The sequence below is a fragment of the Mesorhizobium sp. M4A.F.Ca.ET.090.04.2.1 genome (genome assembly GCF_003999085.1).
In the GTDB taxonomy this organism is placed as follows: Bacteria; Pseudomonadota; Alphaproteobacteria; order Rhizobiales; family Rhizobiaceae; genus Mesorhizobium.
The window spans coordinates 1-2,711 of the sequence record NZ_RZOT01000680.1; the positions used below are offsets into that span (position 1 = coordinate 1).

Here is a 2,711-nt window from a genome sequence, read left to right on the forward strand (position 1 = left end):
CCGCGACGAGATGCACGACGATCCTGTCGTCTTCATCATCCGCGACTGGCGCAGCCAGATCGTTGTCGCCATCGGCGCCAGCGGCCACATCACCCATGGATGCGAATAGAGCTCGCGCACCGCGACGCTGTCCATGTAGAGCGCGAGCACCAGGGCCGAGGAGAAGGCGGAGGCCATGCCGGCCTGGGCCACGATCTCCTGGTCTTCGGTGCGGTAGCCGCGGCCGGCGATGCGCTCGCCGGCAGGAATGGCAGTGGTGCGCAATTCGACGAAGCGCTTCACCAGCGCCAGCGACAGGAAGAAGAAGATCGAGAAGGCGAGCAGCCAGAAGGAGACGTCGACGCCCGTCGCCGCGGCACCTGCCAGCACCCGGATCGTATAGAGCCCGGCCAGCGTCAGCACATCGACCAGGAGCATGCGCTTGAACGACAGCGAATAGGCTGTGGTGACAACCATGTAGCCGCCCAGCACGCCGAGGAATTCGATCGGCAGCAAAAGCCCGGCGGCGATGCCGACGGCGATCAGCGCCATCATCGCGCCGAAGCCGAAGGGGATAGTGAGCGCGCCGGTGGCGAAGGGGCGATAGCGCTTGGTCGGGTGTTTGCGGTCGAGCGCGAGGTCGAAGAAGTCGTTGAGGATGTAGATGGCGGAAGCCACGGCGCTGAAGGAGATGAACGCCAGCACGCATTCCCAGATCATGTCGATGTTGAAGTACTCGTGCGACAGCACCATCGGCACCGCGATCAGCGCATTCTTCAGCCATTGATGCACGCGCAGCATCTTGACGAATGTCTTCAATGTCGGCTTCGGCACCGCAACCGTTTCGGCGCCATGCCCGGCCTGCCAGCGCGCGGCATGGCGGTCGGGCGCCACCACGATCGCGCTGCGCGCTGCGTCGAAAACCTGGAGATCGTGCCGGCTGTTGCCCGCATAGTCGAAGCCGCCGTCGCCATAGGCGGCGACCAGCGAGTCGCGTTTCCTGCCTGAGGTCATGTTGTGCGGACCATCGGTCGCCAGCACGCGGTCGAAAATGCCCAGATGCGAGGCGATCGCCTCGGCGAACTTGCGCGGCGTGCCGGTCGCCAGCACGATCTCGCGACCTTCCCGATGCTCGGTGCGGAGCCGATCGAGCAGCGCCTCGCGGTAAGGCAGCGAAGCCGGATCGATATCGATGCGGGCAGCGATCTCCTGCTTGAGTCTGGCCGGCCCGCCGGCCAGCCAGAACGGCACCAGGAAGACATAGAGCGGATTCTTCTTGAGAAGGATGAACAAGCCTTCCCAAAGGAGGTCGGTCGCAATCAGCGTGCCGTCGAGATCGACCGCAAGCGGAATTGCGTTCCTGTCCGACCGCGCGTCCATGATTCCCTGCCCTGCCTGATTCCTTCGCGCCCTGTTCGGCGGCTTCGGGTCGGATATAGCGGGAGATGACGCAGCGAACGTTAAAACGTCAGGTTGCGGCCAGGCTGTGCGGTGGTATTTCCCCGGTCAGTGTTAAACAACCGCTACCGGAAACAATAAAAGGCCGGGCAGTTTGCCCGGCCTTCGCGAGAGATGCTGCCCGGTTTTACTTGATGCGGGCGACGCCACCCGAAATCTCGACCGTTTCCGAGCCGGTCAGGGCTTCGAGGTCACCATTCGGCAAGGTGACGAAACAGCCATTCGGGCAGAATTCCACGGTTTCGCCGGCGGCCAGCGCCAGCTCCGTCTTGCCGCCGCCCTCGGTCACGATCAGCGTCCGGGTCTCGGCGTCCTTGTTGACCGCGCTGGCGGCGAAAGCCGACCCGCCCACGGCTAGAAAAGCGATGGCGGCGACGACAGACTTCCACATTTGCAATACCGGTGTTTCCACACCGCCTTCTTGTTGCATTTGCAAGGCATTCTCGCCCTTTGCATGCGAGCTTATATGAGATCGAAGCTGAACCGCAACTGAATGCCGCATTCATGCCGCAATTGGCTTTTGCCGGACACAGGCACGATTCCGTGGTGTGCCGCCTCAGTCCGGATCAGGTTTGCTGCCCTTGCGCCTGGACTTTGCCAGGCGCGCCTTTTCAACCGCGGCTTCGGCTTCCGCTTGCTCCTTCTCGGCGAAGTCGGCCTCCATCTTGTCGTCGTCGATCGGCCACGCCTCGGGCTTTGTCGTCTCAACCACGGCGCGTGGCGTCGAGGGTATCTCGATATGCTCGCTGTTGAACTCATCGAAGATGGCAAAGCGGATGTCGTTCTGCACGATGTTGCCGTTCAGGATGTCGGCGAGGAACACGCGGATCTCGAATTCGAGCGCGGCGGCGCCGAAATTGGCGAACAGTACGAACGGCTCGGGGTTCTTCAGCACCAGCGGATGGCTGCGCGCGATTTCGAGCAAAAGCGCATGCACCCGCTTGACGTCGCTGCCATAGGCGACGCCGACCTTGATGTCGACGCGGCCGAGCTTGTTGCGGTGCGTCCAGTTGCCGACCGCATTGTTGATCAGGGTCGAGTTGGGCAGGATCACCGACTGCCGCTGGAAGGTCTCGATCTCGGTGGCGCGCACGCTGATCTTCTTGACCGTTCCGGTGGTGTCGCCGGCGACGATCCAGTCGCCGACCTTGAACGGACGCTCGGCAAGCAGGATCAGGCCGGAGACGAAGTTCGACACCACATTTTGCAGGCCGAAGCCGATACCGAGCGACAGGGCGCCGGCAACGAGCGCCAGGTTTGACAGGTCGATGCCG

2 protein-coding genes and 1 pseudogene are annotated in these 2,711 nt (G+C 62.9%); all 3 read right to left on the reverse strand.

Annotation, left to right across the window (positions count from 1 at the left end):
* Positions 1 to 72 precede the first annotated feature (72 nt).
* Positions 73 to 1,359 (reverse strand): annotated as a pseudogene (locus tag EN781_RS30285) (UbiA family prenyltransferase); the annotation flags it as partial.
* Between the two features lie 205 nt (positions 1,360 to 1,564).
* Positions 1,565 to 1,828, reverse strand: coding sequence for a hypothetical protein (locus tag EN781_RS30290; RefSeq protein ID WP_006335571.1), 264 nt, complete (start codon positions 1,826 to 1,828; stop codon positions 1,565 to 1,567).
* A 165-nt stretch (positions 1,829 to 1,993) separates the two neighbouring features.
* On the reverse strand, positions 1,994 to 2,711 hold a 718-nt coding region (locus EN781_RS30295; protein ID WP_145965715.1), incomplete at its 5' end, for a mechanosensitive ion channel domain-containing protein.

Coding starts and splice junctions, on each gene's coding strand:
- EN781_RS30290 (WP_006335571.1), bottom strand. CDS start 1,828: ATGTGGAAGTCTGTCGTCGCCGCCATCGCTTTTCTAGCCGTGGGCGGG.